Annotated in this window: 16 protein-coding genes, 1 pseudogene and 1 CRISPR repeat array (1 of these 18 only partly in view); of the genes and pseudogenes, 2 read left to right on the plus strand and 15 right to left on the minus strand. The window is 32.6% G+C overall.

All coding sequences use genetic code 11. The annotated features are described in order from the left end of the window. Positions 1-5,556: a CRISPR direct-repeat array (repeat unit 30 nt; unit sequence GTTTCAATTCCTTATAGGTAGGCTAAAAAC); it begins 111 nt to the left of the window's first position. Between the two features lie 180 nt (positions 5,557-5,736). Genes THEWI_RS13070 through THEWI_RS15170 form a run of 5 tightly spaced genes read right to left on the minus strand, consistent with a single transcriptional unit; the run spans position 5,737 to position 11,661 of the window. Then, positions 5,737-8,073 (minus strand): CRISPR-associated helicase/endonuclease Cas3, encoded by a 2,337-nt coding sequence (locus THEWI_RS13070; protein ID WP_009052108.1) that lies wholly within the window; start codon positions 8,071-8,073, stop codon positions 5,737-5,739. A 14-nt stretch (positions 8,074-8,087) separates the two neighbouring features. Further along, positions 8,088-8,798 (minus strand): type I-B CRISPR-associated protein Cas5b, encoded by a 711-nt coding sequence (gene cas5b, locus THEWI_RS13075; RefSeq protein WP_009052107.1) that lies wholly within the window; start codon positions 8,796-8,798, stop codon positions 8,088-8,090. A gap of 14 nt (positions 8,799-8,812) precedes the next feature. Further along, on the minus strand, positions 8,813-9,694 hold the full coding sequence (gene cas7b, locus THEWI_RS13080; protein ID WP_014063728.1) for a type I-B CRISPR-associated protein Cas7/Csh2: 882 nt from the start codon (positions 9,692-9,694) through the stop codon (positions 8,813-8,815). Continuing rightward, positions 9,681-11,102 (minus strand): TIGR02556 family CRISPR-associated protein, encoded by a 1,422-nt coding sequence (locus tag THEWI_RS13085; RefSeq protein WP_341853108.1) that lies wholly within the window; start codon positions 11,100-11,102, stop codon positions 9,681-9,683. The genes cas7b and THEWI_RS13085 overlap by 14 nt, the downstream gene beginning before the upstream one ends. Continuing rightward, complete coding sequence (locus THEWI_RS15170; RefSeq protein ID WP_244262253.1) at positions 11,062-11,661, minus strand: TM1802 family CRISPR-associated protein; 600 nt, start codon at positions 11,659-11,661, stop codon at positions 11,062-11,064. Before THEWI_RS15170 ends, THEWI_RS13085 begins: the two co-directional genes overlap by 41 nt. 185 nt (positions 11,662-11,846) lie before the next feature. Between THEWI_RS15170 and THEWI_RS13095 the strand changes: the two are divergent. Beyond that, positions 11,847-13,123: pseudogene (locus THEWI_RS13095) on the plus strand (transposase). A 248-nt stretch (positions 13,124-13,371) separates the two neighbouring features. On the opposite strand, the gene cas6 reads toward THEWI_RS13095, so the two are convergent. After that, complete coding sequence (cas6, locus tag THEWI_RS13100; protein ID WP_014063731.1) at positions 13,372-14,127, minus strand: CRISPR-associated endoribonuclease Cas6; 756 nt, start codon at positions 14,125-14,127, stop codon at positions 13,372-13,374. 252 nt (positions 14,128-14,379) lie between these two features. On the opposite strand from cas6, the gene THEWI_RS13105 reads away from it, so the two are divergent. Then, complete coding sequence (locus tag THEWI_RS13105; RefSeq protein ID WP_014063732.1) at positions 14,380-15,651, plus strand: stalk domain-containing protein; 1,272 nt, start codon at positions 14,380-14,382, stop codon at positions 15,649-15,651. A gap of 27 nt (positions 15,652-15,678) precedes the next feature. Here THEWI_RS13105 and sufU read toward each other — a convergent pair whose 3' ends face one another. From sufU to THEWI_RS13150, 9 genes are all read right to left on the minus strand, one after another. Next, positions 15,679-16,092, minus strand: a complete 414-nt coding sequence (sufU, locus tag THEWI_RS13110; RefSeq protein ID WP_014063733.1) for a Fe-S cluster assembly sulfur transfer protein SufU — start codon at positions 16,090-16,092, stop codon at positions 15,679-15,681. After that, complete coding sequence (locus THEWI_RS13115; protein WP_014063734.1) at positions 16,089-17,318, minus strand: cysteine desulfurase; 1,230 nt, start codon at positions 17,316-17,318, stop codon at positions 16,089-16,091. The genes sufU and THEWI_RS13115 overlap by 4 nt, the downstream gene beginning before the upstream one ends. Continuing rightward, positions 17,315-18,364, minus strand: coding sequence for a Fe-S cluster assembly protein SufD (gene sufD / locus THEWI_RS13120; protein ID WP_014063735.1), 1,050 nt, complete (start codon positions 18,362-18,364; stop codon positions 17,315-17,317). Before sufD ends, THEWI_RS13115 begins: the two co-directional genes overlap by 4 nt. A 10-nt stretch (positions 18,365-18,374) precedes the next feature. Next, entirely contained in the window at positions 18,375-19,778 is a 1,404-nt protein-coding gene (gene sufB, locus THEWI_RS13125) for a Fe-S cluster assembly protein SufB (protein WP_003871433.1), read from the minus strand. A 19-nt stretch (positions 19,779-19,797) separates the two neighbouring features. Next, complete coding sequence (sufC, locus tag THEWI_RS13130; RefSeq protein ID WP_014063736.1) at positions 19,798-20,544, minus strand: Fe-S cluster assembly ATPase SufC; 747 nt, start codon at positions 20,542-20,544, stop codon at positions 19,798-19,800. Positions 20,545-20,731: 187 nt separating this feature from the next. After that, complete coding sequence (locus THEWI_RS13135; protein ID WP_003868733.1) at positions 20,732-21,016, minus strand: co-chaperone GroES; 285 nt, start codon at positions 21,014-21,016, stop codon at positions 20,732-20,734. A gap of 92 nt (positions 21,017-21,108) precedes the next feature. Beyond that, positions 21,109-21,693: a glutaredoxin domain-containing protein gene (locus THEWI_RS13140; RefSeq protein ID WP_014063737.1), complete on the minus strand. Its 585-nt coding sequence runs from the start codon at positions 21,691-21,693 to the stop codon at positions 21,109-21,111. A gap of 217 nt (positions 21,694-21,910) precedes the next feature. Then, positions 21,911-22,903: an SPL family radical SAM protein gene (locus THEWI_RS13145; RefSeq protein WP_014063738.1), complete on the minus strand. Its 993-nt coding sequence runs from the start codon at positions 22,901-22,903 to the stop codon at positions 21,911-21,913. Next, positions 22,875-23,693: a 5'-methylthioadenosine/S-adenosylhomocysteine nucleosidase family protein gene (locus THEWI_RS13150; RefSeq protein WP_014063739.1), complete on the minus strand. Its 819-nt coding sequence runs from the start codon at positions 23,691-23,693 to the stop codon at positions 22,875-22,877. The genes THEWI_RS13145 and THEWI_RS13150 overlap by 29 nt, the downstream gene beginning before the upstream one ends. Between the last annotated feature and the right edge of the window lie 24 nt (positions 23,694-23,717).

Consider the following 23,717-nt stretch of genomic DNA (forward strand, 5'->3'; position numbering starts at 1 on the left):
TATAATTAGCAAGATAAAAAAGTTTCAATTCCTTATAGGTAGGCTAAAAACTCTTCATCCGCCCATCACCCCAAGCCTGTCATTTTCGTTTCAATTCCTTATAGGTAGGCTAAAAACGTAGCAACCTTTGCCATACCATTTTCAAAGTCGATACGTTTCAATTCCTTATAGGTAGGCTAAAAACTATCTGCTCCCCAAGCATAATAGGTCGCAGCTGTTAGTTTCAATTCCTTATAGGTAGGCTAAAAACCCCGCCCATCGCACCATTTAGCACCGCTATCCCCGGTTTCAATTCCTTATAGGTAGGCTAAAAACAGACGGCATAGTGCGTGTAGAAGGGCCTTCATACCTGTTTCAATTCCTTATAGGTAGGCTAAAAACTTTGCTTGTAGAATACCAGCCCAGTATCTAAACATAGTTTCAATTCCTTATAGGTAGGCTAAAAACTGTTTATTCTGTGCAATAGAGAACGAACAGGAATCAATGTTTCAATTCCTTATAGGTAGGCTAAAAACACAGCTTGAAGAAATAATCAACAACAATGATTTCTTGTTTCAATTCCTTATAGGTAGGCTAAAAACACAACACAAACATTTACTTATACATCAACAAAAACTGTGTTTCAATTCCTTATAGGTAGGCTAAAAACTTTTAGCGTCCCATCTTCTGTAATAATTAATTTTTGTTTCAATTCCTTATAGGTAGGCTAAAAACACACTGTAGCAGAATATAAAGATGCTAAAGACGAAAGTTTCAATTCCTTATAGGTAGGCTAAAAACTCTGCTGTAGAAGGTGCAAGAGCATACGTGCCGTCGTTTCAATTCCTTATAGGTAGGCTAAAAACTTAATTATATAATTAAATCAGTCTCCTCCTTTATATAGTTTCAATTCCTTATAGGTAGGCTAAAAACCTCCTTTCTTTTTTCACAATAGACGTTGCAATAGCAGTTTCAATTCCTTATAGGTAGGCTAAAAACATCCTCAGATGCTGAATATTATTTCTATACAAAAGAGTTTCAATTCCTTATAGGTAGGCTAAAAACGGAGGCGACTTTTATCCCTCGGAGTATTATTTAGAGGGTTTCAATTCCTTATAGGTAGGCTAAAAACAAAAATCCTCTTTTATTTTTTAAATCTTAAATTGTAGTTTCAATTCCTTATAGGTAGGCTAAAAACGCTGAATCGTACAGGTTTAAATCCACAATTTACATTGTTTCAATTCCTTATAGGTAGGCTAAAAACGGTGCTTCACTCTTGCATGTATATTCTTTTTCACAGGTTTCAATTCCTTATAGGTAGGCTAAAAACAAATACACAAAACCGGACGGAACAACACATATATACATGTTTCAATTCCTTATAGGTAGGCTAAAAACAAGTACATTTATCTCTTCATCAGAGAGCTTGTTTTTTGTGTTTCAATTCCTTATAGGTAGGCTAAAAACAAAATAAAAAGCAGGATTTATTCCTGCTCTAAGAATAGTTTCAATTCCTTATAGGTAGGCTAAAAACGTTGAAGAAATTACAAAGCATGCTGAAAGGTACAGGTTTCAATTCCTTATAGGTAGGCTAAAAACGGTTCTAACTCTTTTATTTTCTTTTCCTGTTCTGCTAGTTTCAATTCCTTATAGGTAGGCTAAAAACTAAAAGTATCATACAATTGCTAAAATCGCTAAAATGTTGTTTCAATTCCTTATAGGTAGGCTAAAAACATACACCGTTGATTACGCAGAATGCCTCGGGGTATCGTTTCAATTCCTTATAGGTAGGCTAAAAACAGCCCGGAAGGCAGCAAAATCAAGGTGGACAAGACAGTTTCAATTCCTTATAGGTAGGCTAAAAACAAATTTTCCCATCTCATCTTCAAATTTTTCATGGTAGTTTCAATTCCTTATAGGTAGGCTAAAAACTTCATTTTTTCATCACCACCAAATTAATCGTTAGCAGTTTCAATTCCTTATAGGTAGGCTAAAAACGTAATACAAATTTTAGGGGTATTAGGTGCTGCATACCCGTTTCAATTCCTTATAGGTAGGCTAAAAACTTCCTTTAGGACAGTCAGGGAAAATATACATCAAGAAGTTTCAATTCCTTATAGGTAGGCTAAAAACAAACAGCTTTGTGTATACAATCACAAGAGACGAAAGTTTCAATTCCTTATAGGTAGGCTAAAAACCAGCAAGTCACTTATACAATCTTCAATTGAATTGTAGTTTCAATTCCTTATAGGTAGGCTAAAAACGAATAGCATTAGCTAAAGCTAGTTTGGATTCATCACTGTTTCAATTCCTTATAGGTAGGCTAAAAACAGTATTTTACTATGACCTTCCAAAGGAGGGGTAACTGTTTCAATTCCTTATAGGTAGGCTAAAAACATGTTACCCTTGCAATTTTTTGAACACCATTATGTTGTTTCAATTCCTTATAGGTAGGCTAAAAACCCCGATTTTCAATGAAACTTTTTGGGGGTGGCATCCAAGTTTCAATTCCTTATAGGTAGGCTAAAAACAATACGCTAAATTAACAACTTATAGACGTTTTGAAATGTTTCAATTCCTTATAGGTAGGCTAAAAACTGAAATGGACGGAAGCGAAGCTAGTTCTGAAGCACTGTTTCAATTCCTTATAGGTAGGCTAAAAACACATTTACAGTGGAAGCTGAAAATGAAAAAGATGCAGGTTTCAATTCCTTATAGGTAGGCTAAAAACGCGCTGCCTGTTTCTGCACCTGTGGCGCTGGTAGATGTTTCAATTCCTTATAGGTAGGCTAAAAACTAAATGCCATATGCTTTTGCATAAACAAAGTAGGAGGTTTCAATTCCTTATAGGTAGGCTAAAAACCTGTGCTAGTACTAAACAAAGCTTTTCATGTCTTGTTTCAATTCCTTATAGGTAGGCTAAAAACTTAAGCGTTGGTACAGTATATTCATACAATGTTATAAAGTTTCAATTTCTTATAGGTAGGCTAAAAACTGTATTACCTTCGAATCCTATTTTTACTGGTTTATCGTTTCAATTCCTTATAGGTAGGCTAAAAACAAAAAAACAATCTTGGAGAGAATTTCTCCAGGATTGGTTTCAATTCCTTATAGGTAGGCTAAAAACGCATTAAGTCGCTTATACAATCATCAATTGAACTATAGTTTCAATTCCTTATAGGTAGGCTAAAAACCATGGGGAGAAGTTTCAGCGCTTCTCGATAAAACTTGTTTCAATTCCTTATAGGTAGGCTAAAAACGGCGCTGCCTGTTTCTGCACCTGTGGCGCTGGTAGATGTTTCAATTCCTTATAGGTAGGCTAAAAACAATAGTGATAAAATATAATCAACAAAGAAAAAAATGTTTCAATTCCTTATAGGTAGGCTAAAAACTCCCAACTTTCACACTCCGCCAGCTAACACTTAGATGGTTTCAATTCCTTATAGGTAGGCTAAAAACTTTAATTTGAAGTTTAGTCCTTCTTTAATTTGTTGTATGTTTCAATTCCTTATAGGTAGGCTAAAAACCTTTAAGTGCAATTTTTAATGTAATATCTTTTTCTTTGTTTCAATTCCTTATAGGTAGGCTAAAAACGTACCACGTGTTGCCGTTATAAAAACATCTTTATATCGTTTCAATTCCTTATAGGTAGGCTAAAAACTTATTTTTTTATCTTACATTACCAAAATTTTACAATAGGTTTCAATTCCTTATAGGTAGGCTAAAAACCAGTCGAATCAAAATACCACACATAAGCACAAGGAGTTTCAATTCCTTATAGGTAGGCTAAAAACCAGCATAGAAAATCCACAAGAGAGGGAACCAGAAAGTTTCAATTCCTTATAGGTAGGCTAAAAACAATCTACAGGTTCATCCTTTTCATAGTATTTTTTTAGTTTCAATTCCTTATAGGTAGGCTAAAAACGGCCATACTGGACAGGTGGAGGGCAGAAGGTGGCATGTTTCAATTCCTTATAGGTAGGCTAAAAACGCAAACATTATGAACGCAAAAAACCCACAAAGTAAAGGTTTCAATTCCTTATAGGTAGGCTAAAAACGGTAAAATACCATTCTACATCGTTAATCTCTTTGCATGTTTCAATTCCTTATAGGTAGGCTAAAAACCTGTACTAATTATAATTGTATATACAATTCATAAAATGTTTCAATTCCTTATAGGTAGGCTAAAAACTTATAGCATACGCAAGAGAAAATTATTTTATACTCGTTTCAATTCCTTATAGGTAGGCTAAAAACCCTGCATTTTCGCCAACTACCCATCTATCTATATTTGCGTTTCAATTCCTTATAGGTAGGCTAAAAACTTGTCGTCAGATAAAACTGACGACACACGACTCACGTTTCAATTCCTTATAGGTAGGCTAAAAACATGGCAAAAGCTTGACAGACAGACAGATAACACAATGTTTCAATTCCTTATAGGTAGGCTAAAAACTATGATTACCATAGTTAAACACTACTTTTTTAGGACGTTTCAATTCCTTATAGGTAGGCTAAAAACTTAAATATATTGTGTTGTCTTTATCGTTAAAATCAATGTTTCAATTCCTTATAGGTAGGCTAAAAACTAATCACAATTGAAAGAAGAAAATAAAAAAATAAAAATGTTTCAATTCCTTATAGGTAGGCTAAAAACTGTTTCATCCATAGTACGCGGGCAGCTCCACATGTGTTTCAATTCCTTATAGGTAGGCTAAAAACCACAACGCAGAGAGCTGTCCGATGTTTTCCAAATTTGTTTCAATTCCTTATAGGTAGGCTAAAAACTATATTCGTTTTTGATGTTCCATATCATAGTGTTTAGTTTCAATTCCTTATAGGTAGGCTAAAAACGAGGAAAGCCGGTAACCGCCATATAGTGCTGGCACTGGTTTCAATTCCTTATAGGTAGGCTAAAAACAGTTTTATATACGATGAGAGTAAATTAGTTTTATTGGTTTCAATTCCTTATAGGTAGGCTAAAAACTCTACAGGCAATGTAAAAGGCAGCAGTGAAGTTGGGTTTCAATTCCTTATAGGTAGGCTAAAAACAATAGAAACAGACAAAAAAGAACCCTCTCTAAAAGGTTTCAATTCCTTATAGGTAGGCTAAAAACTCGAAGGTGTTTTACGAAACTGGGTATCACAAGGGAGTTTCAATTCCTTATAGGTAGGCTAAAAACGTACTGTTAAGGCTTTGTGTTGTGTTGTGACGTAAGGGTTTCAATTCCTTATAGGTAGGCTAAAAACTTTTTACAAAAAGGAGAAGGATTTTTTTGAAACATGTTTCAATTCCTTATAGGTAGGCTAAAAACCTTGAAGGCATCATGCTTGCAATAGCAAGTGGTTGTTTCAATTCCTTATAGGTAGGCTAAAAACGAGGAAGCGTTAAAATGGGGTAAGCAAATTAGAAAGGGTTTCAATTCCTTATAGGTAGGCTAAAAACCAGAGAACACCAAACGGTTTTGAAATAGTTCACATGTTTCAATTCCTTATAGGTAGGCTAAAAACAACAAAATTGGATGATAATTAGACAGCTTAGTAGGTGTTTCAATTCCTTATAGGTAGGCTAAAAACTTATTATAACATGCATAAATAGCACATTATACACCTTACAATTTTTTAATTTCTGTCAAGTATCTTGACTTTATTATAACATATTGTCCAATAAAATCAATTACTTTATGAAAATCAGAAAAATAAAAATGTCGTCGATCTCCAGGCGTTTTTGCACTATTGGACATCGACGACATTTATTTAAAATATCATATATTTATCATCTATATCTCTTTTAAATCCTGTTTTAAAATCATATATGTCCTTTATACCTTCTTTAGGTAAGTAAGGAATACCTTTATCCAGTTGAAAATTATTAATATATTTTTTGGGAAGAGAAAGTATATAATCTTTTATATTTTTCTGAATTTCTAAATATGCCTCTCTTCTAGCATTAAAATCCTTAATATTTGACAGTTTTAAATATTTTTTAAAAATGTCTTCTGCTACATCGTCATATATAAAGAAAGCTTCAAAATACCCTGGATTGTTTTCTATTAAAGAAAAACTATCTATGGCATATTCTCCTTCTGAAAAATCTAAGTTTTCAATTGACTTTATAAACTCACGTGAAACTTGTGAAGATTTGTTTTGCATCACCATGCTAAAATATTCGTTTATTAATTGAAAATATTTTTCTTCCATAATTGTATCATATCTTTTTAGTATATTTTCTGAAATATTCATTAATGTATTTCCATAAACATATTTGCCAAACAGGTTTTCTTCTTCATCAATCATCTTATAAACATACACATCTCCAATCTCTTTTTTACCATTCCTATTACATCTTCCCGCTGACTGAATAATTGAATCAATAGGTCCTAAATCTCTTATAACAACATCAAAATCAAAGTCAACTCCTGCTTCAACTACCTGTGTTGAAACAAGTATTATTTTTTCTTCTTTCTCTAATTTCTCCTTTATTTTATTTATTCTTTCCCGTCGATGTAAAGGAAGTATATTAGTCGATAAATAAAATATTTCCCTGTTAAGACCTAATTCTACTAACCTCTTATAAATTTCTAAGGACTGCATAATTGTATTGCAGACTATCAAGTAGGATTTATCTTCTAAGTTTTCTTTGAATTTTTCTATAAAAGATTCTATTGTTAATTTTTCCATTTGAGGCATTAACCTTGTTCTTTTAAATATACTAAAATATTTTTCATTATTATCAAGTAATTCAACTGCATCATTTAAAATCATCGGTTTAGTAGCTGTCATTATTATTATTCTTAAATCTAAGTATTCAGAAGCCTTATTTAAAATATAATCTACTAACTGGAAATACTTTATATTGATAGCCTGAATTTCATCAAGTATTATAATCGAACCTTTTAAAGCATTAAATTTTTTCAACATTCTATTTCTTGCTCCTACAAGAGTTTCCAAAAGTTGTACAAAAGTTGTAATAATTATTCCGCTCTGCCAATTTTCTATTAACAATTCCGCTTCAGTTTTTTTATAGTCTCTGTATTCACTTTCATATTCTATCATTGCTAGATTATGATGCTTTATTATATATCTACTACTATTTCCCTTAAACTTGTCGAGTTTTTCCAAGAGTTCAAACAGAACACCATAGTTTTGTTCTATAATTGAGGTAAAGGGTAATGAATAAATTATTTTTCGATTACCTCCTAATAATTCTTTCAATTTTAAAGCCGCAAAAAAACCTGTAACTGTTTTTCCTGTACCTGTAGGAGCAGTGATAGAAAATATTTTTGATTTATTATAATTTTTCTCTAGATTCTCTATAACAACTTTAAATATCTCTGTTCTTATTTTATCTATGTCCTTTTCAGAGATTTCAAATTGGTTTTCTCTAATTTTATTCAACGTTTTGTAATCTACATATAACTCTTCTGGTAAATATGTATTCGATGCACTTATTTTATCAGCTGAAATTAATGCGGAATAAAGCATTTGATGTATAAAATAATTTTCATCTGATTTTAGCCTCCTAATGGATAAGGCTTCCAATTTTTTAAGAATAGCTAACGTATCTTTTATAACATTTTCTTCCTCAACAAACTGTTTGAATTCTTTTGCTAAACCTAGTCTCTCAAAATCAGGTATTATGAAAGATAAATTTTGTCTCATGTCTTTTAGTTGTTTATAAGAAATATCTATTTTTTCTGATACATTTAAAGGGAAATCTTTTCTTGAAACATCCTTAAATTTACTTGGAAGATTGACTGAAAAACTTTCTAAATTTCCATGGTGATGAAGTATGGTATTATAAACGATAAGGGGAAGAATGTTCTCTTCCCCATAATATTGAATTGCAACATATCCCCCAAATACTGCAGAAATAAAGCTGTGATTTGACAAGGAAGTTTTCTTTTTAGTTTTTAAATATTCTTGAAAATAAGATGTATATTTCCCAAAATCGTGGCATAATGCTATAATCTCATATGCTTTTTTATATTCTTCAGGTATTTGATTAATTGATAGATTTTTTACTTCTATCAAGTGCTCATATAACAGTTTCTCATATTTCATCTCTTCATCATAGTGAGAATAGTATTTCATAATACACCACCTTCTTACATAAACACTATATTCTCACCGTTTGAAAGTTTGATAAATTCCCCGTTAACTTTCACTCGAATTGGATGTCCTACATCCTCATACACATATGTAGTTACTTCTTTTATTGTTCTATCTATCCCAAAATCCCTCGGCATTCTCTCTTTAAGTAAATATCCTTTCATATTTTTGATATCTATTTCTTTAATTTTGTCACTTGGCATAACACTATAAATATCTTGAAAATCTTCACTTGTTGCCCAATCCCAAGTTACTTCCTCAACATAATCTATATAGCAACTAAAAGGCGCACTTCCAAAGTAGAGCGGAAAAACAGGAGCCTTTTTGAAGAGTCGCTCTTTTATTTCTCTAAAAATATTTTCATCTTTATGTATAATATAGAATCTGTAACGTATTTTACTATCACTAATCAATAATTCAAAAGGTATTTGCGTATGCTGTTTAGGAAAATGTAGTTCTCCAAGAGTAGTTGCTTTGATATAATTAACAGATTGCATTATTTTCTTTGTTTTGCTCATCTTTCTAACAGCTACATACAAATTTTCTGCATTTAATTTTTCATAATAAGTATCTCTTTCATAACCTAACAAAGCAGCTATCATTCCTTCTACTGTAGTCCTGGGTGGAACAGAATAAGTTAAAGAAGATGAATTTGTATAAAATTTCCTGAAATGAGCAAATTTACCCCATAAATCGAATATGACCATTGGAAGTCACCATCCTAATCTACCTTTTTTAGTGGTAACTCTTTAAATGCCTCCTCAAAAGTAACTTTCTCGCCATTAATGTTTAATTCTAACCTTTCATCAACAAAATAATAAACATTTTTTATTTTATTTTTATTCTCATTAAGTAAATTAACTAATTTGACCATTTCTAACGAGCATTCATTAATATCTCTTATACTATCTGTAGTTGTTTTTAACTCAATATAATCCCTAAAATCACCTAAGATTGTCTCCTTATCAACATATTCCACTCTCATATAAATCCTTGGGTACTGACCTATTTTACTTCTTGTTACTAAGTTTGGTATCGCATGTTTTAAAGCTTCATCTAGTAGATAAAGGTCATCTTCTTTAAGTTTTGTTTTTTCTGCTCTATGACCACTTACAACCCCTGAAAAAGCTATTAATGAGTATTTAACTCTAAAGTCTTTTCCTATTGTACCTTGGGCAAATGTTTCACTAGATGAAAAATGGGAAGTTATACTTGCTTCTAAAAGCTCAACTTTATTTAGTGAATAGCCCCAATTAAACTGGATAGGTCCTATAAAAGTCTTAGTGTCTTTTTGCACTGTCATAGTTGCACCAAACATTCTCACATCAATCCAATTTTCCAAAATCCATTCATTTGATGAATCTTCCAGGTCTTTTACTCTTTTATCTGCTGTAACGGGCTTGTCATCCACTAATCGTACAAATATGTCATATCCTTTTAACATCAAATAATCTCTTATATATCTTTTAAGTCTTAAATCGGAAACTAAATTAATTTCTCTTTCATAATCCATTCTAGGTCTATTTTCCTCATCAGGATCCCCATTAGGATTGGTAAGTTTTGCGTCATAAATATATAAAATTTCATTATTATTCACTGACATTTGAACCAACCTCCTTCTTTTCTTTTAAAATAGGTATTGCAGTCGCATAAGAATATCCTGAAAGTACATAAAATAGGCTTTCATCCTTATTAAGCTTCCAATTTCTGATGTTTGAATCTATTAATCTTTTCATGTCATAAAAAGTTACCTCGTTGTAGTGTAATATTTTTTCTTGATTTAATTTGTTAAAAACATCCTTTGTAAGTCTAATAATCTTTTGTTTATCCAAACCATTGAAATTAATTTTATTAAGTATAGGCTTATTCGGCGTACCTTCGTCTTGAATACCTTTTTGCGCCTTTTTGTACTGTACATTTCCAATTTGTCCTATCAAATAGCCCAATAAAAACATTGCTGTCTCTTGTTCATTATAATTCATGTTACTAATAAAGGTTTTTATATTTTCATCAATTTTTAATTGAGATACATCCAATCTTTCTCCCTCCTTTAAACAACCCATATATTCTAAAAATTTAACGTACATACTTGCTTCTAAAAGATAAAATTCTATGTATCTTTTTTCTGGAATTATATTGTAACCGCCTTTTTTAAACTTGATTATTCTTACTCCATCTACTAAATTATTTATTATGTGCTTTTTACTAAGGTTCTTACCTGTAAGTATAGCATCATATATTTCAAGTATATCTCTATACTTGACCGCTTTTCCATCTTTAATTCTTATCGGGTTAATATAATATACTGTACTTAATGTAATTGTCCCTTTGTATTTTTCACCTAAAATTTCCTTGACATCTTTATTGGCATTTTCTAAAGCTATTCTCACTCTTTCAAAAATTGAAGGGTCTACATCTTTTATAAGTCTTAAAATTTTTGTAGCTTGGCTATCAATCTCATAGAAGATAAAATTTAAAAGAAAATAGCTCTTTTCATTCGTAAGGTCTAAAGATGTTCCTATTTCTTCTCTTAATCTCTCAATGCCTTCATAAGATTTCACTGTATTAAATGAATCTATTATTTTGTCAGTAGCAATCTCTAAATCATACTTACTAATCGGTTTGCCGTGAATAAACTGCGGAATTATAAGTACATCAAATGCTGTAAGTTTAGTTGACAATTTATTTGAAATGTAATTTTCTCCTGCTTGATATTTTGAAAAACATTCAGAACACATCTGCATATTTTTATAATAATTGTTTTTTGATAAGCTACTTGCAAAGATAATTTGATTCGTAGTAAAAAATTTAAATTTCACTTTTGAGGAATCAAAAGCAATTGCATCTTGACTACCACATATACTACAAACCCCTCTGCTAATCCCAGCTTTCTTAGTTTTTTGTGTTTTTGGTTTTTTTGATTCTATTACGGCGTCTACGTATTCTTTGTAACTTGATAGAGGTTTCCCCTCAATAAAAACAGTATATAAACCGATTTCTTCTGGTTCTATATTTTTTCTTTTTTAAATACCCCTCAAAATATTTGCTTACTTTCTTTCTGAATTTTTTTCCAATTTCGTTAGGAGACAAGTTTTCATTCTTTTTATCTTCTTTTATTTCTTTGAATAAATCTTGTACTGATTTCTCCTTATAACCTGATTTACTTAAATCCAACACATAACGGTATTTGGGTTCTAACTCTTCTATAGATACATAAAACTTTTCAAAAATATCTTTTAGTTTTTTATTTAACTCTTCACCAAAATCCATTTTTGTCAAATTGTAAATTGTTTCCGTCAAAATATAATCACTTGAAGTACTTGAAGCGTACCATAATGGACTATTGCCAAGTATCTTCCCTACATATAAATATTTGAATACAGTACCCTCATCCATTTCTTCGTTGACATCTATTTCTAATTTGTTTTCTTCTGGTAGAAAATTGAATTTTAAAACATGCAGTGCATTCTCACCTTTTTTATAAGGAAGTTCGACTATAATGTTCTTTACAGGGTCATTTTCTCTTACTATATCTCCTATTTGAACTATTCCCTCAATAATTTTTATCACCCCCTATTACTTTAGATGAATAGACTTGTGCAAAATTCAAAAGCCTTCATTTAAGCCATTCCACAGACATGCTTTTTTTCTATCACTCTTGAATTTTTTATCTTTTATGTAGGATTTCCCCTCCCATTTGTCGAATTATTATATATACCGCATGAAAATATTTTTTAAGGAGGGGGAAATCCTACATGTACCAGCTTCAATTACTTTTAAATATACCTGAACTCTTTACTTCTCTATCTAAAATTGATTTCTATTCTTCTATGTCTAAAAATCTAGACTTGTCTTCAATACCTGAATTCCCTTCCTCTAGTCCTGGCCGTAAGGGTTATTCTCATCATGCAATGTTTAGAGCTTTTATTGTTATTAAGCTTTAAGATTCGGTACAATTTCTGACCTTTTAGATTATCTCCGCAATAATCTTATCATTGCTCATCTTTGTGGCTTTAACATCCTTAAACCTCTTCCTTCTTATTGGACTTTCCGCCGTTTTATTAATGAGTTCTCTCATGATTATTTGACCTCTATCTTTCAAAATCAAGTCAATATCCTCAAAAATATGGGCATTATCTCTGGTGAGTTTATTTCCATGGACTCTACCCCTATTAAAGCTAACACTAAGTTAAATAACCCTAAGTCTTTTTCTAAAAATAAATTCTCTAAAGATAATCAGCCTAAGTCTGATAAGGATTGTAAATTAGGCGTTTATTCTGCTTCTAATGATTCTTCTAATAAACGTTATAAGTTTTATTGGGGCTATAAAAATCATATTATTGTTGATGCTATCTCTGGATTACCTATCGCTGAAACTACTACTCCCGCTGATGTCCCTGATTTTGAAGTTGCTTTGTCTTTACTTGAAAAGACTAATAAGTGGTTTAACCTTAAGTATGTTAATTTTATTGCCGATAAGGGGTATGATGTTAAGAGAGTTTATAATTTTGTTAGAGATACTCTCCATGGTCATTGTTTTATTCCTCTTAACAAGCGTAATTCTAAAAGTCCCCCACTGACTGATGATGGTTATATGGTTTGTGAAGCAGGTATTAAAATGCTCAAAGACGGCAAGCAGTATTTTGATGGTTTTATTAAGCAAAAATTTGTTTGCAAGTTCTGTAATTCTAAAGATGACTCTGCCTGCCCTATAAAGCATCCTAAATATTTTAATGGCAAAAAGCATAGAGGCTGTACTAAGTATGCTATTATATCTTCTGATTATAGGTCTTCTATTAATAGAGACTCCCTATATTTTAAGGCTGTCTATAGACTAAGAGTAGAATCAGAAAGATATAATTCTCGATTTAAAGCTCTAGATTTTGAAAAGGCTTATGTTAGAAATATTAATTCTGTCAGCAACCTTAATACTTTTGGCCATATTACTTTGCTTACTGTCGCTATTGTAGCTATTAAACTGGGTAAATTTGATGAGTTTAAGTCTCTTGTTGCTTTAATGCAATCGGCTTAACTTTTGCTGAATTTAGTTCATGCCACTTTTTAACATTTGACTTCTACAGGATATTTATGCCCTTTTTTAGCTCCTCTTTTTGTCTTTTCTTTTCCCTTATCCCTTACTTTATGTTTGATTGTCAGTCTTGATTACTATATATTGTATGTTATACATATTCTGGCTTTTGGTCGTAACTATTTTAATTAATTTTGCACATCCCTATTTAGATGAACAAAATATATTTTACTTCCCTTACCTCCTTTCTTTCACCCAATTATCTCAAAACACCCAAATCCTTGGGAGTTTTTTGCACCCAAACCTGTATAGTAAGCAAGTTCTAATAATTCAGGACTGCTTTCTACGTCGTATATACCCATCCATCCCTTCACATAAACATTTTTGTATTTAATCATCTTTGAATATCTCCTATCTTCCTTTTCTGATAAGGGATAAAGCTTAAAATATGGATCTTTCGCTTTTATTTTGTATACTAATTCATACTTTTTAAGCAGATTATTAAGTAAAAGAGGAGAAAATTTTTCATCCCAAGGGGAATAATAATAAGTATACTTTATGTCACCATCCTTTAAAGTAGTATACATCACAACTGGAGAAATAAATTTTATCCTTGCTTTATTTTTAAAAACAGGAGGATTGTCTATATTGAGTGAATTCAAAATAAATTTTTGACCATTAAAATGGCAATACTCCTTTTTTAACGCATTTTTTGAAATATCAAATATAAATTCATCTAAAGGAGAGGCAACAGTAAATTTAAAAGGAGGTTTTATGCTTATTTTTTTCTGCCCTTTGGAATCTGTTAAAATCTTGAACTCCCCTTCAATTCTTGAAAAAGTAAATAATTTAAATTTTCTTTTTTCATATTGAAACCCTTCATCATGTAAAAAAGCTGCAAAATCACTGTCCCCCATGAGGTCATACAAAAAGCCTTGAACTACATAATTATAATGAATTGGCAATACTAAATTTTTTTCTCCCACAAATTCCAAAGTAATTCTCATAATAACACCTCATAAATTTATTCCAGTGAAGATATGGATGTATTGGTTTTACATGTATATAATTCTACATTAATCCCTATTTTTCCTTCTTAATTTTTAAAAATTTTTAATTCCTGTGTAATAATCGTTTTTTGCACTTCTAATAAAGTTTTATAAAATCAGTAAAGAAAATATAAAAACTCTAAAAATTCAAAAATCGACTTTAAATCCCTTTAATTTTAATGTATAATGATACCATGGGAGGGGGGAAATATGGAAACATTCAAAAAGAAATTAGTTTTGTCCTTTATATCTACCTTTTTAATAGTTACCATTTTTAATTTACAGGTTGCAAATGCTCAAGAAAAGCAAGAAATTACAGTTCTTTTGGATGGATATCCAGTAACTTTTGATGTAGCACCTGTACTTAAAGATGGCACAACATTAGTCCCATTTAGGGCTATTGCCGAAGCTTTAAATATTTCTGTAAATTGGGATAATCATACACAAACAGTTATAGCAACTGATAACAAAACAAATGTGAAACTTCAAATTGGTAATAAAACAGCGATAAAAGACAATGTGCCAATTACTCTCAGAGTATCACCACAAATGATAAATCAAAGGACCTTAATACCACTTAGATTTTTTAGTGAAGCTTTTAATTGCGATGTTGATTGGAATGAAAATACTTATACAGTAAAAATAACATCGCCACCAAAAGAAATGTTTGTAACAGGCTTTTATGCTTTGGGAGATAGCCAAACAAGCAGTTGGACAAATTTGTTTGGTAAAAGTTATCCCGAATATACTTCTGGCAATACCGGCTATTTTAGTTCCATCGCATTTGGTTGGTATAGTTTAGACAGTAATGGCAATCTCTTGACAAAAAGTCGAACTGGTTGGCAAAGACCTGATGGATGGGAAAAAGTACTAGATGTAATATCCCAATTCGAATTGAAATCTGAAATGGTTATTCATGTTACTGATGGTGACAATACTGTCTCTAATTTGCTGTCATCTAAAGAAGCCATAGAAAAAGCCATTTCCTCAATCGCTGAAGAAGCAAAAACTTATGATAGTGTAAATCTTGATTTCGAAGGACTTGGTCTTAATGAGAGTAAAGAAGACCTCGTACAAACCCAGCAAAAATTTACAGAGTTTGTTAAACTGCTTAGAAATCGCCTTGATGCCTCAAAATCAATAACATTAACTCTCCATGCCCCAAATAGTGTATATAAAGGATATGATTACAAAACTCTCGGAGAAATTGCAGATAAAATAATTGTCATGGCTTACGACTATGGTACAAAGCCTGAGCCAGAAGAACTTGTAATCCAAGCAATTGAACAAGCAACTAAAAATGTCCCAAAAGAAAAACTTTTGCTTGGTATTTCAATACCAAATGAAACAGAGGAAAGCTTTGCAGTGAAAATTGGTCTTGCAAAAAGATTTGGACTTGATGGAATAGCCATTTGGAGATTAGGACTTGTAAAAGATGAAATGTGGAATGTCTTGAAAAATTCAATAACGCCACGAAGGTGAACGCCCTCGTGGCGCTATTTTATAGACTTATAAAATTTCCTGAAGTGTTTTCCACGCAAGTAAAGCGCATTTTACGCGAGCAGGAAAGTCAGACACTCCCTGCAGTACCTGTGCATCACCTAATTCATCTAAATTTATATCTTTTTTGTGTATCATGTCTATAAATTCTTGAACAAGCCTTAAGGCCTCTTTTTTGTCTTTCCCTTTTATAAGGTCTATCATCATAGAGGTTGAAGCTTGGCTTATAGCACATCCATGACCTGTAAAAGATGCGTCTTCTATAATGTCACCATTCATTTTTAGATAAAGGGTAATGTCGTCACCGCAAAGAGGATTGTGCCCCCTTTCTTTGTGAGTAGCATCTTTAAGCTCTCTCCTATGAGGGGAGTTTTCATAGTGTTCCATTATAACTTCAGAATAAAGCTGATTTAAATCGCTCATTTAAACCACTTCCTGACTTTTTTTAGTCCTTCCACAAGGGCATCAATATCCTCAAAATCGTTATAGAGATAAAAGCTTGCTCTTACAGTTGCAGGAACGCCTAAGTATCTCATTAAGGGCTGGCAACAGTGATGCCCACTTCTTACAGCAACTCCTTCTTCATCGAGAATTGTAGCAACATCGTGAGGATGAACTCCTTCTACATTGAAGGAAATTATTCCTCCTCTTTCCTTCGCGTCTTTGGGGCCATACAATTTTACAAAGTCTAATTCTTTCATTTTTTGAAGACCATACTCCAAAAGCTCGCCTTCGTGTTTATATATATTGGTAAGCCCAATTTTTTCTATATAATCTATGGCAGAAATAAGCACATACGCTCCCTCTATATTAGGAGTACCTGCTTCAAATTTAAGAGGGGAAGGTGCAAATGTGGAATGGTCCTCATAAACCTCGTCTATCATTTCTCCTCCTCTTAAAAATGGCGGTACCTCTTTAAGTAAATCTTCTTTTATATATAAAACCCCAATCCCCATAGGTCCTAACATCTTGTGACCAGAGAAGGCAAAAAAGTCACAATCTATCTTTTGTACATCAGCAGGCATATGAGGTACACTTTGTGCTCCATCTATTAACACCTTTGCCCCGTATTTGTGGGCAATATGTGTAATCTCCTCCACAGGATTTATTATTCCCAAAACATTCGACATGTGTTGCACAGCAACTAATTTTACTTTGTCAGACATTTTTTCTTTAAAGTCTTTCATAGAAAGCCTAAAATTTTCATCAAGATAGACATATTTAAGCTTTGCCCCTTTAGCTTCTGCCACCATCTGCCATGGGAGTATATTACTGTGGTGTTCAGCTATGGTAAGTAGTATTTCGTCTCCTTCGTTTATATGCTTCATACCCCAAGTGTAGGCTATAAAGTTTATAGACTCTGTTGTATTTCTTGTGAAAACTATAGACTCTTCTTTTTTGGCGTTTATAAATTTTTTTACCCTTTCTCTTGCCTCTTCATAGGCCTGTGTGGAAAGAGCGCTTAAATAGTGGGGGCTTCTGTACACATTCGCATTTAGCTCTTCATAATATTTATCCATAGCCTTTATTGCTTCAATTGGCTTTTGTGTTGTAGCGGCATTGTCAAGATATACAAGCCTTTTTCCATGGGGCTTAACACTCAATATAGGAAAGTCTTTTTTTATTCTTTCAATATCGATATTTTTCACTTTATAATCCTCCTTCCTATATGACCCTTTATGATGATTTCTCTTACAGGGTCATAAGGAATCAAGTCTATAACAGGATTTAATATGGCTTGAACCATTAAAAGCCTTGCCTCTTCTAAACTAAAGCCTCTGCTCATCACATAATAGAGTTTGTCTTCATCTATTTGCCCTGCACTGGCTGAGTGGTTTGCCTGTACATCATCTTCTCCGCAGTAAAGAGCAGGAATTGCAACGGATTTTACAGTTTTGTCTAATAAAAGTACTGTTTCATTTTCTTCAGCTTTTGCCTTTTTTGCACCTTTTTTAATGTCAATATTTCCTATAAAGGTAGCCTTTGCACTTCCTTTTAAGGCTCCTTTTAAGTCCACACTGCTGGTAGTTTTAGGAGCTTGGTGGTATACTTTATAAGCCATGTCATATTTTTGACTATCCACACCTAAAAAAATGGATTTGGAAGTAAAGGTACCTCCTACCTCATCAAGATATACCGCCACATCAAAAGCGCTTACTTTCGAGCCTATCACAACATTTGACCAGTTGACCATAGCATTTTTCCCTACAATTACAAGGTTGTTGTCAAAGTCGTTGAATTCGTCTCCCAACCTTTGTATTTTTACTATATTTACAGTAGAACCTTCTTTTGCAATCACCTGCGTTATGCCATTGTGAAAGCCTTTTGTACCTGAATTATAGTCAAAAACGATTGTAACTTGCGAATTAGCTTCCGCTTCAATTATGTTATAATCAATCAATGTGTCATTTTGTTCATTTGTTATATAATCAATCACTATAGGTTTTTCAACATTACTGTTTTGAGAAATCTCAATGTGAAAACCTGCATTGTAAAAATCTTTTACCATATTTATAAATTTGCCTTCTATGCCAAAAGCTTTATCCCTTAAAGCCAATATCTCTGTCGGCAATCCAGCTAATTTCTTTGTCTCTTTTATTTTTACTGTATCATGAGACAAATCTTTTATTGCTGCTGAAGTGTATTCTTTATAAGAAGGCTGTTGTATTTCCTCTATACTAACTCTCTTCCACATATTTTCACTCCTATCCTATTGCGCCTTCCAGCTCAAGTTTAATGAGCCTATTCATCTCCACTGCATATTCCAATGGCAAAGCTTTAGCTATAGGCTCAACAAAACCTCTTACAATCATAGCCCTTGCATCGTCTTCGCTTAAACCTCTGGACATGAGGTAAAATATCTGTTCATCGCTTATTCTTCCCACTTTCGCCTCATGACCAATGTCCACATTGTCATTTTCTATTTCTATTACTGGCATTGTGTCAGACCTTGAAATATCGTCCAACATCAAGCCTTCACACTGGACAGAAGCCTTTGCACCTTCCGCATTAGGTCCTATTTTGAGAAGTCCTCTATAGCTTGATATTCCACCATCTTTTGATATACTCTTTGCTAAAACCTTTGAAGAAGTATGAGGAGCTAAGTGTATCATTTTTGAACCTGTATCTAAATGCTGCCCTTTTGCAGCAAAAGTCACACCGGTGTATTCCGCCTTTGCTCCTTCTCCTTTTAATATAGAAGCAGGATAAAGCATTGTCTTGTGGCTTCCAAAAGAGCCGGATATCCACTCTATAATGCCGTCTTTTTCAACAATTGCCCTTTTTGTATTTAGATTATAGGTATTTTTACTCCAGTTTTCTATAGTAGAATAAATTATGCGAGCCCCTTCATTTACAAAAAGTTCTACACAACCTGCATGTAAGTTTGAAACAGAATACTGTGGTGCAGAACAGCCTTCTATAAAATGTACTTCACTGCCTTTGTCAGCAATTATGAGAGTGTGCTCAAACTGTCCGCTTCCTGGTGCATTCATTCTAAAATAAGCCTGAAGTGGAACCTCCACTTTGACCCCTTCTGGAACATAAACAAATGTGCCTCCGCTCCATATTGCAGCGTGAAGGGCTGCAAATTTGTGGTCATAAGGCGTCACGTTTTTTGTCATAAAGTACTCTTTTATTATGTCAGGATATTTTTTTATTGCAGTGTCCATGTCCTCAAATATGACACCTTGTTGAGTAAGGCTTTCTTTAATATTGTGATATACAACTTCAGAGTCGTATTGAGCACCTACTCCCGCCAATGCTTTTCTTTCCGCCTCAGGAATCCCCAACCTTTCAAAAGTACGCCTTATCTCTTCTGGAACTTCATCCCACGACCTTTGCATTTTTGCACTTGGGCGTATATAGGCAATAATAGAATCTATGTCAAGTTGACTTAAATCAACACCCCATGTGGGCATAGGCATTTTTTGATATATCTCCAAAGCTTTTAATCGAAAATCCCTCATCCAGGAAGGTTCATTCTTTTGCTCAGATATTTCTAAAACAACTTCTTTAGAAAGTCCTTTACCTGTCTGATACTCATACTTTACGTTGTCTTTGACGTCGTATATGCTAAAATCTATTTCCTTTATATCTGGTTTTTTCATTATTTTCGCCTCCTATGGGTTACACGCCATTTCTCACAAAGTCATAACCCTTTTCTTCAAGAATCTTTGCAAGGTCCCTGTCACCACTTTTTACAATCTTTCCGTCCATAAGAACAGATATTACATCCGGTTCGAGATAATCCAGTATTCTGTTATAGTGGGTGACAATTAAGATAGACATGTCTTCTGTCTTTAATTTTTTAACCGCTTCTGCAACAACTTTCAATGCATCTATATCAAGTCCCGAGTCAATTTCGTCAAGCATTACAAGCTTTGGTTTCAAAAAAGCCATCTGGAGTATCTCAGTTTTTTTCTTTTCCCCTCCAGAAAAACCTACATTTAAATACCTACTTCTGTACTCGGATTTCATGTCTAAAAGCTCTAATGTGTTTTTCATGTCTTTTGCAAATTGAAGCATCGACACATTTTGGCCTGTCACAATATTAACAGAGGTCCTTATAAAATTATCCACTGTTATTCCGGGTATTTCTTCAGGGTACTGAAAAGACAAAAAGATGCCCTTTTTTGCCCTTTCATTGACTTTTAGATTTGTTATATCTTCTCCTTCAAATAAAATCTGTCCTGAAGTCACTTTATATTTAGGATTCCCCATGATGGAATTGCACAATGTGCTTTTACCACCACCATTGGGTCCCATAATTGCATGTATTTCTCCTTTTTTTATTGTTAAATTAAGCCCTTTAAGGATATATTTGTCCTCAACTTCTACATGCAAATCCTTTATTTCTAACAATGTTTCTCTCATCTTTTACAACTCCTTTTTAATTCCGACTATTTTAATAGGAATACTCAAGCAATACTATTATACACCACCTAAACAACCAAATCAATAGAAAAAGACACAAAATTGATAATTATTTTCATTTAATAAACATATGTCAATAATTATCTATAAAAATATAAGAAGTCGGGACTTCAATTTCCCCGACTTCTTATATTTCGTCAACTTCCACAAACTTAGCCAGTATGTCATCTACTGGAATTATGAGATATTCCTCTCCCTCGTGTTTTATCTTCGTACCTGAAAACTCTTTATATATAACCCTATCCCCTACAGCAAGCTCATCGGAGGCACCAGCTGCAAGAGCTTCAATTACTCCCTGATTTAATTTTTCTTCAGCAGTCTTGGGAATTATTACTCCGCCTATCTTTTTCTCTTCAGGCTCTTTTTCCAATTTAATAAGTGCATGGCCATTTATAGGTTGTATTTTTGTCATAACTCCTTCTCCTTTCTTTTATTATTTTTTACCGCACATTATTACATTATTTATTATACCTCACTTATAAGAAAAGGTACAAGAACAAAAACTTATTGTTCAGTAATTCCCAGCAATCTATTAAGCTTAGCTTTATCAAACCCTACTACAATTGTGCCATCAATATCCGTCTGAGGCACACCTCTTTGGCCACTCCGCCTTACTAATTCTGCTGCCGCACTCGGATTTTTGCTCACGTCTATTTCTCTAAAAGGTATGTTATGCTGTCTTAAATATGCCTTTGTAGCATTGCACCAGGGGCAAGAGGGAGTGGTGTAAACAGTCACTCTGTGGGCCTTTTGACCTTTCCCATCAGAAGCTTTTGAAGGAGCGACAACTAAAAGTTTTTCATAATATTCTTTGCTTTGAAGTCCAAATACAAACTGCCAGGGCTCTTTATCCTTGAAAAGTATCACTGAAGGCACTACTTTGATTCCATATTGTGGATGAATATCTCTTATCTCAGAAGCGTTTACTACATAAACGGGCACTTTAGGATTGTCTTCACTGAATTTCTTCATAACTTCCAGGGCTTCAAGACTCTTTTGTGAAGAATTAGAATAGAACATTAGCATAAAAAATTCTTCTTTATTCTTTACTTCTTCGAAATACCCTACATCTTTTATAAATTCTAACATCAAATCACCTCTTTAAATATTTATGGTATCCAATTTGAGATTTTATATGAATCAAATTATTTCTCTTTATCTTACCGCTACCCCCCATAAGTATTGGGCCAACAATTTATATTATAATGCAAACTATTTTAAAAATCAAGATGTTTTTAACAATCCTCACTTCTTAAAACGAGTAAGAACATCTCTACTTTTAGAATAACAAATAAAAACCCCCTAGTCAGGATAGTTTATCCAATACATATACTTTTTCCTTTTCAATATATTTTATTACTTCTCTATAAACAAATCCCTCAAAATATTCTGCCTCCTTATAGGTAAATATTCCATCTTTCACAACTGTATCATAGCAAAATACCGGAGAATATTCTTTTAATTTTTCTATTTTTTTAGCTTGCTCTTTTACCATTCTAAAAGCACCAATGTTGACATCTCTTATACTCTCTTTAGGAATCTCCAAAAAGAGCTTTTTTACAAAATTAGAATATACATCTTCAAAGTGCTCTATATACATCACTGGTTCAATAGAAATTCTAACTTTTAAACCCTTTGATATCGCCTTTTTTATGCTTTCTATCCTTTTACTGAGAGAAGGTGTTAGCTTTTCATATTTATCAATGACTGGTTGGGGCAACAATGTCCATGCGAAAATTACATTAGAAGGTATGTCGATAGATTCTACGGAAGAAAAATTGGCGCTTTTCGTTCGTATTTCCATTACAAGGTTTTTATTTCCTTTGGCATATTCAATCCATTGTTTAGTAAAGCCCATAAGATATTCTAGGGCAAGCAAATCTGTTTCATAGGATATGCTTAAATAAACCTTTTGGCCTTGTATAAGTTTATCTATTTCTTTAAAATAGTCCTCAATATTCACAAAAATAACAAGATGTCCTGAAGGATACATACCCTGTAAATAGCAATAATCACAATCATACACACAATTGAATATAATTGATGTGTGGTAAAAATTAGAATTTTTAAAGTCTTCACAAAGCTTAGAACCTTGATATATAAAATCATATCTTTTTTTGGCCAATATAAGATTTTGCCTTTCTTTTTGTATAAGGTAGTTTTGATTAGGTCTATTGAATACTTCACTATATCTGTCAATAAGCACTATTTTACTTTTAGGAAATTTCTTTAAAATATTTTGCGTTATAGGATTTTGAAGTACCTCCTTCTCAACGTAAATGTGAGAGAATTTTTTCAAAGGCCCTCTTCCTCTCTTCTTTATTATTTACCTGTACATCATAAAAGTCTTTTAAAAAATCTATATTTCTACCATTTCTAATCTTATAATGTAGGCAAGCTTTATAAAAAATTTGCCTTTGACTTGCCGTAAGTTTTAGCTTTTGTGAAAGAAAATTTATAATTTCTCTTTCATAAAAGGAAAATATTTCGCTAGTCTTAAAACTATTCTTCAATATTTTAATAAATTCATCTATTTCCCTTAACTTGTTTTTTACTAACTCATAAATTTTATCTTTAGACACATCCTCGAAATTAGTACTATCAGAGACAATTTTTAAAATATAAATTCTGTGGGTTTCAAAAAATTTAGAAGCTGCTTGATAAAAACCACTGGCTTCCATATCGCAAAGTCTTGCTGTCATCAACCCTTTATCTTTCACTATATAATTAAAAGTCTCTATATCACTTTCCTCAAAAGGATGGTCTATCAAAATATCAGGTATATAATTTTTATGAGTTTCATTGTCTACAATTTTGTTAATAAGGTATATGTTCCCTATTTTTTCATCCATATCTTTCGAGCCACATACACCAAGGTTTATTATAAAACTTTGTGGATCCCACAAATATCGAGTTGCCGCATGAGAAACAGCTATACTGCTATTTATTTTGCCCACTCCTGTTACTACCAACGTTATTTCTTCATTTCTAAAAACTTGAAAATATCGATTTTCCACGTCTTTTTTTAAGTCAAAATATTCAATTAGAGGTTTTGCCTCAATATATAAAGCAGTTGCGATAAAGACCATCTTAGCACCTCTTTCAAGAACATG

The sequence above is a fragment of the Thermoanaerobacter wiegelii Rt8.B1 genome, from assembly GCF_000147695.2.
In the GTDB taxonomy this organism is placed as follows: Bacteria; Bacillota; Thermoanaerobacteria; order Thermoanaerobacterales; family Thermoanaerobacteraceae; genus Thermoanaerobacter; species Thermoanaerobacter ethanolicus.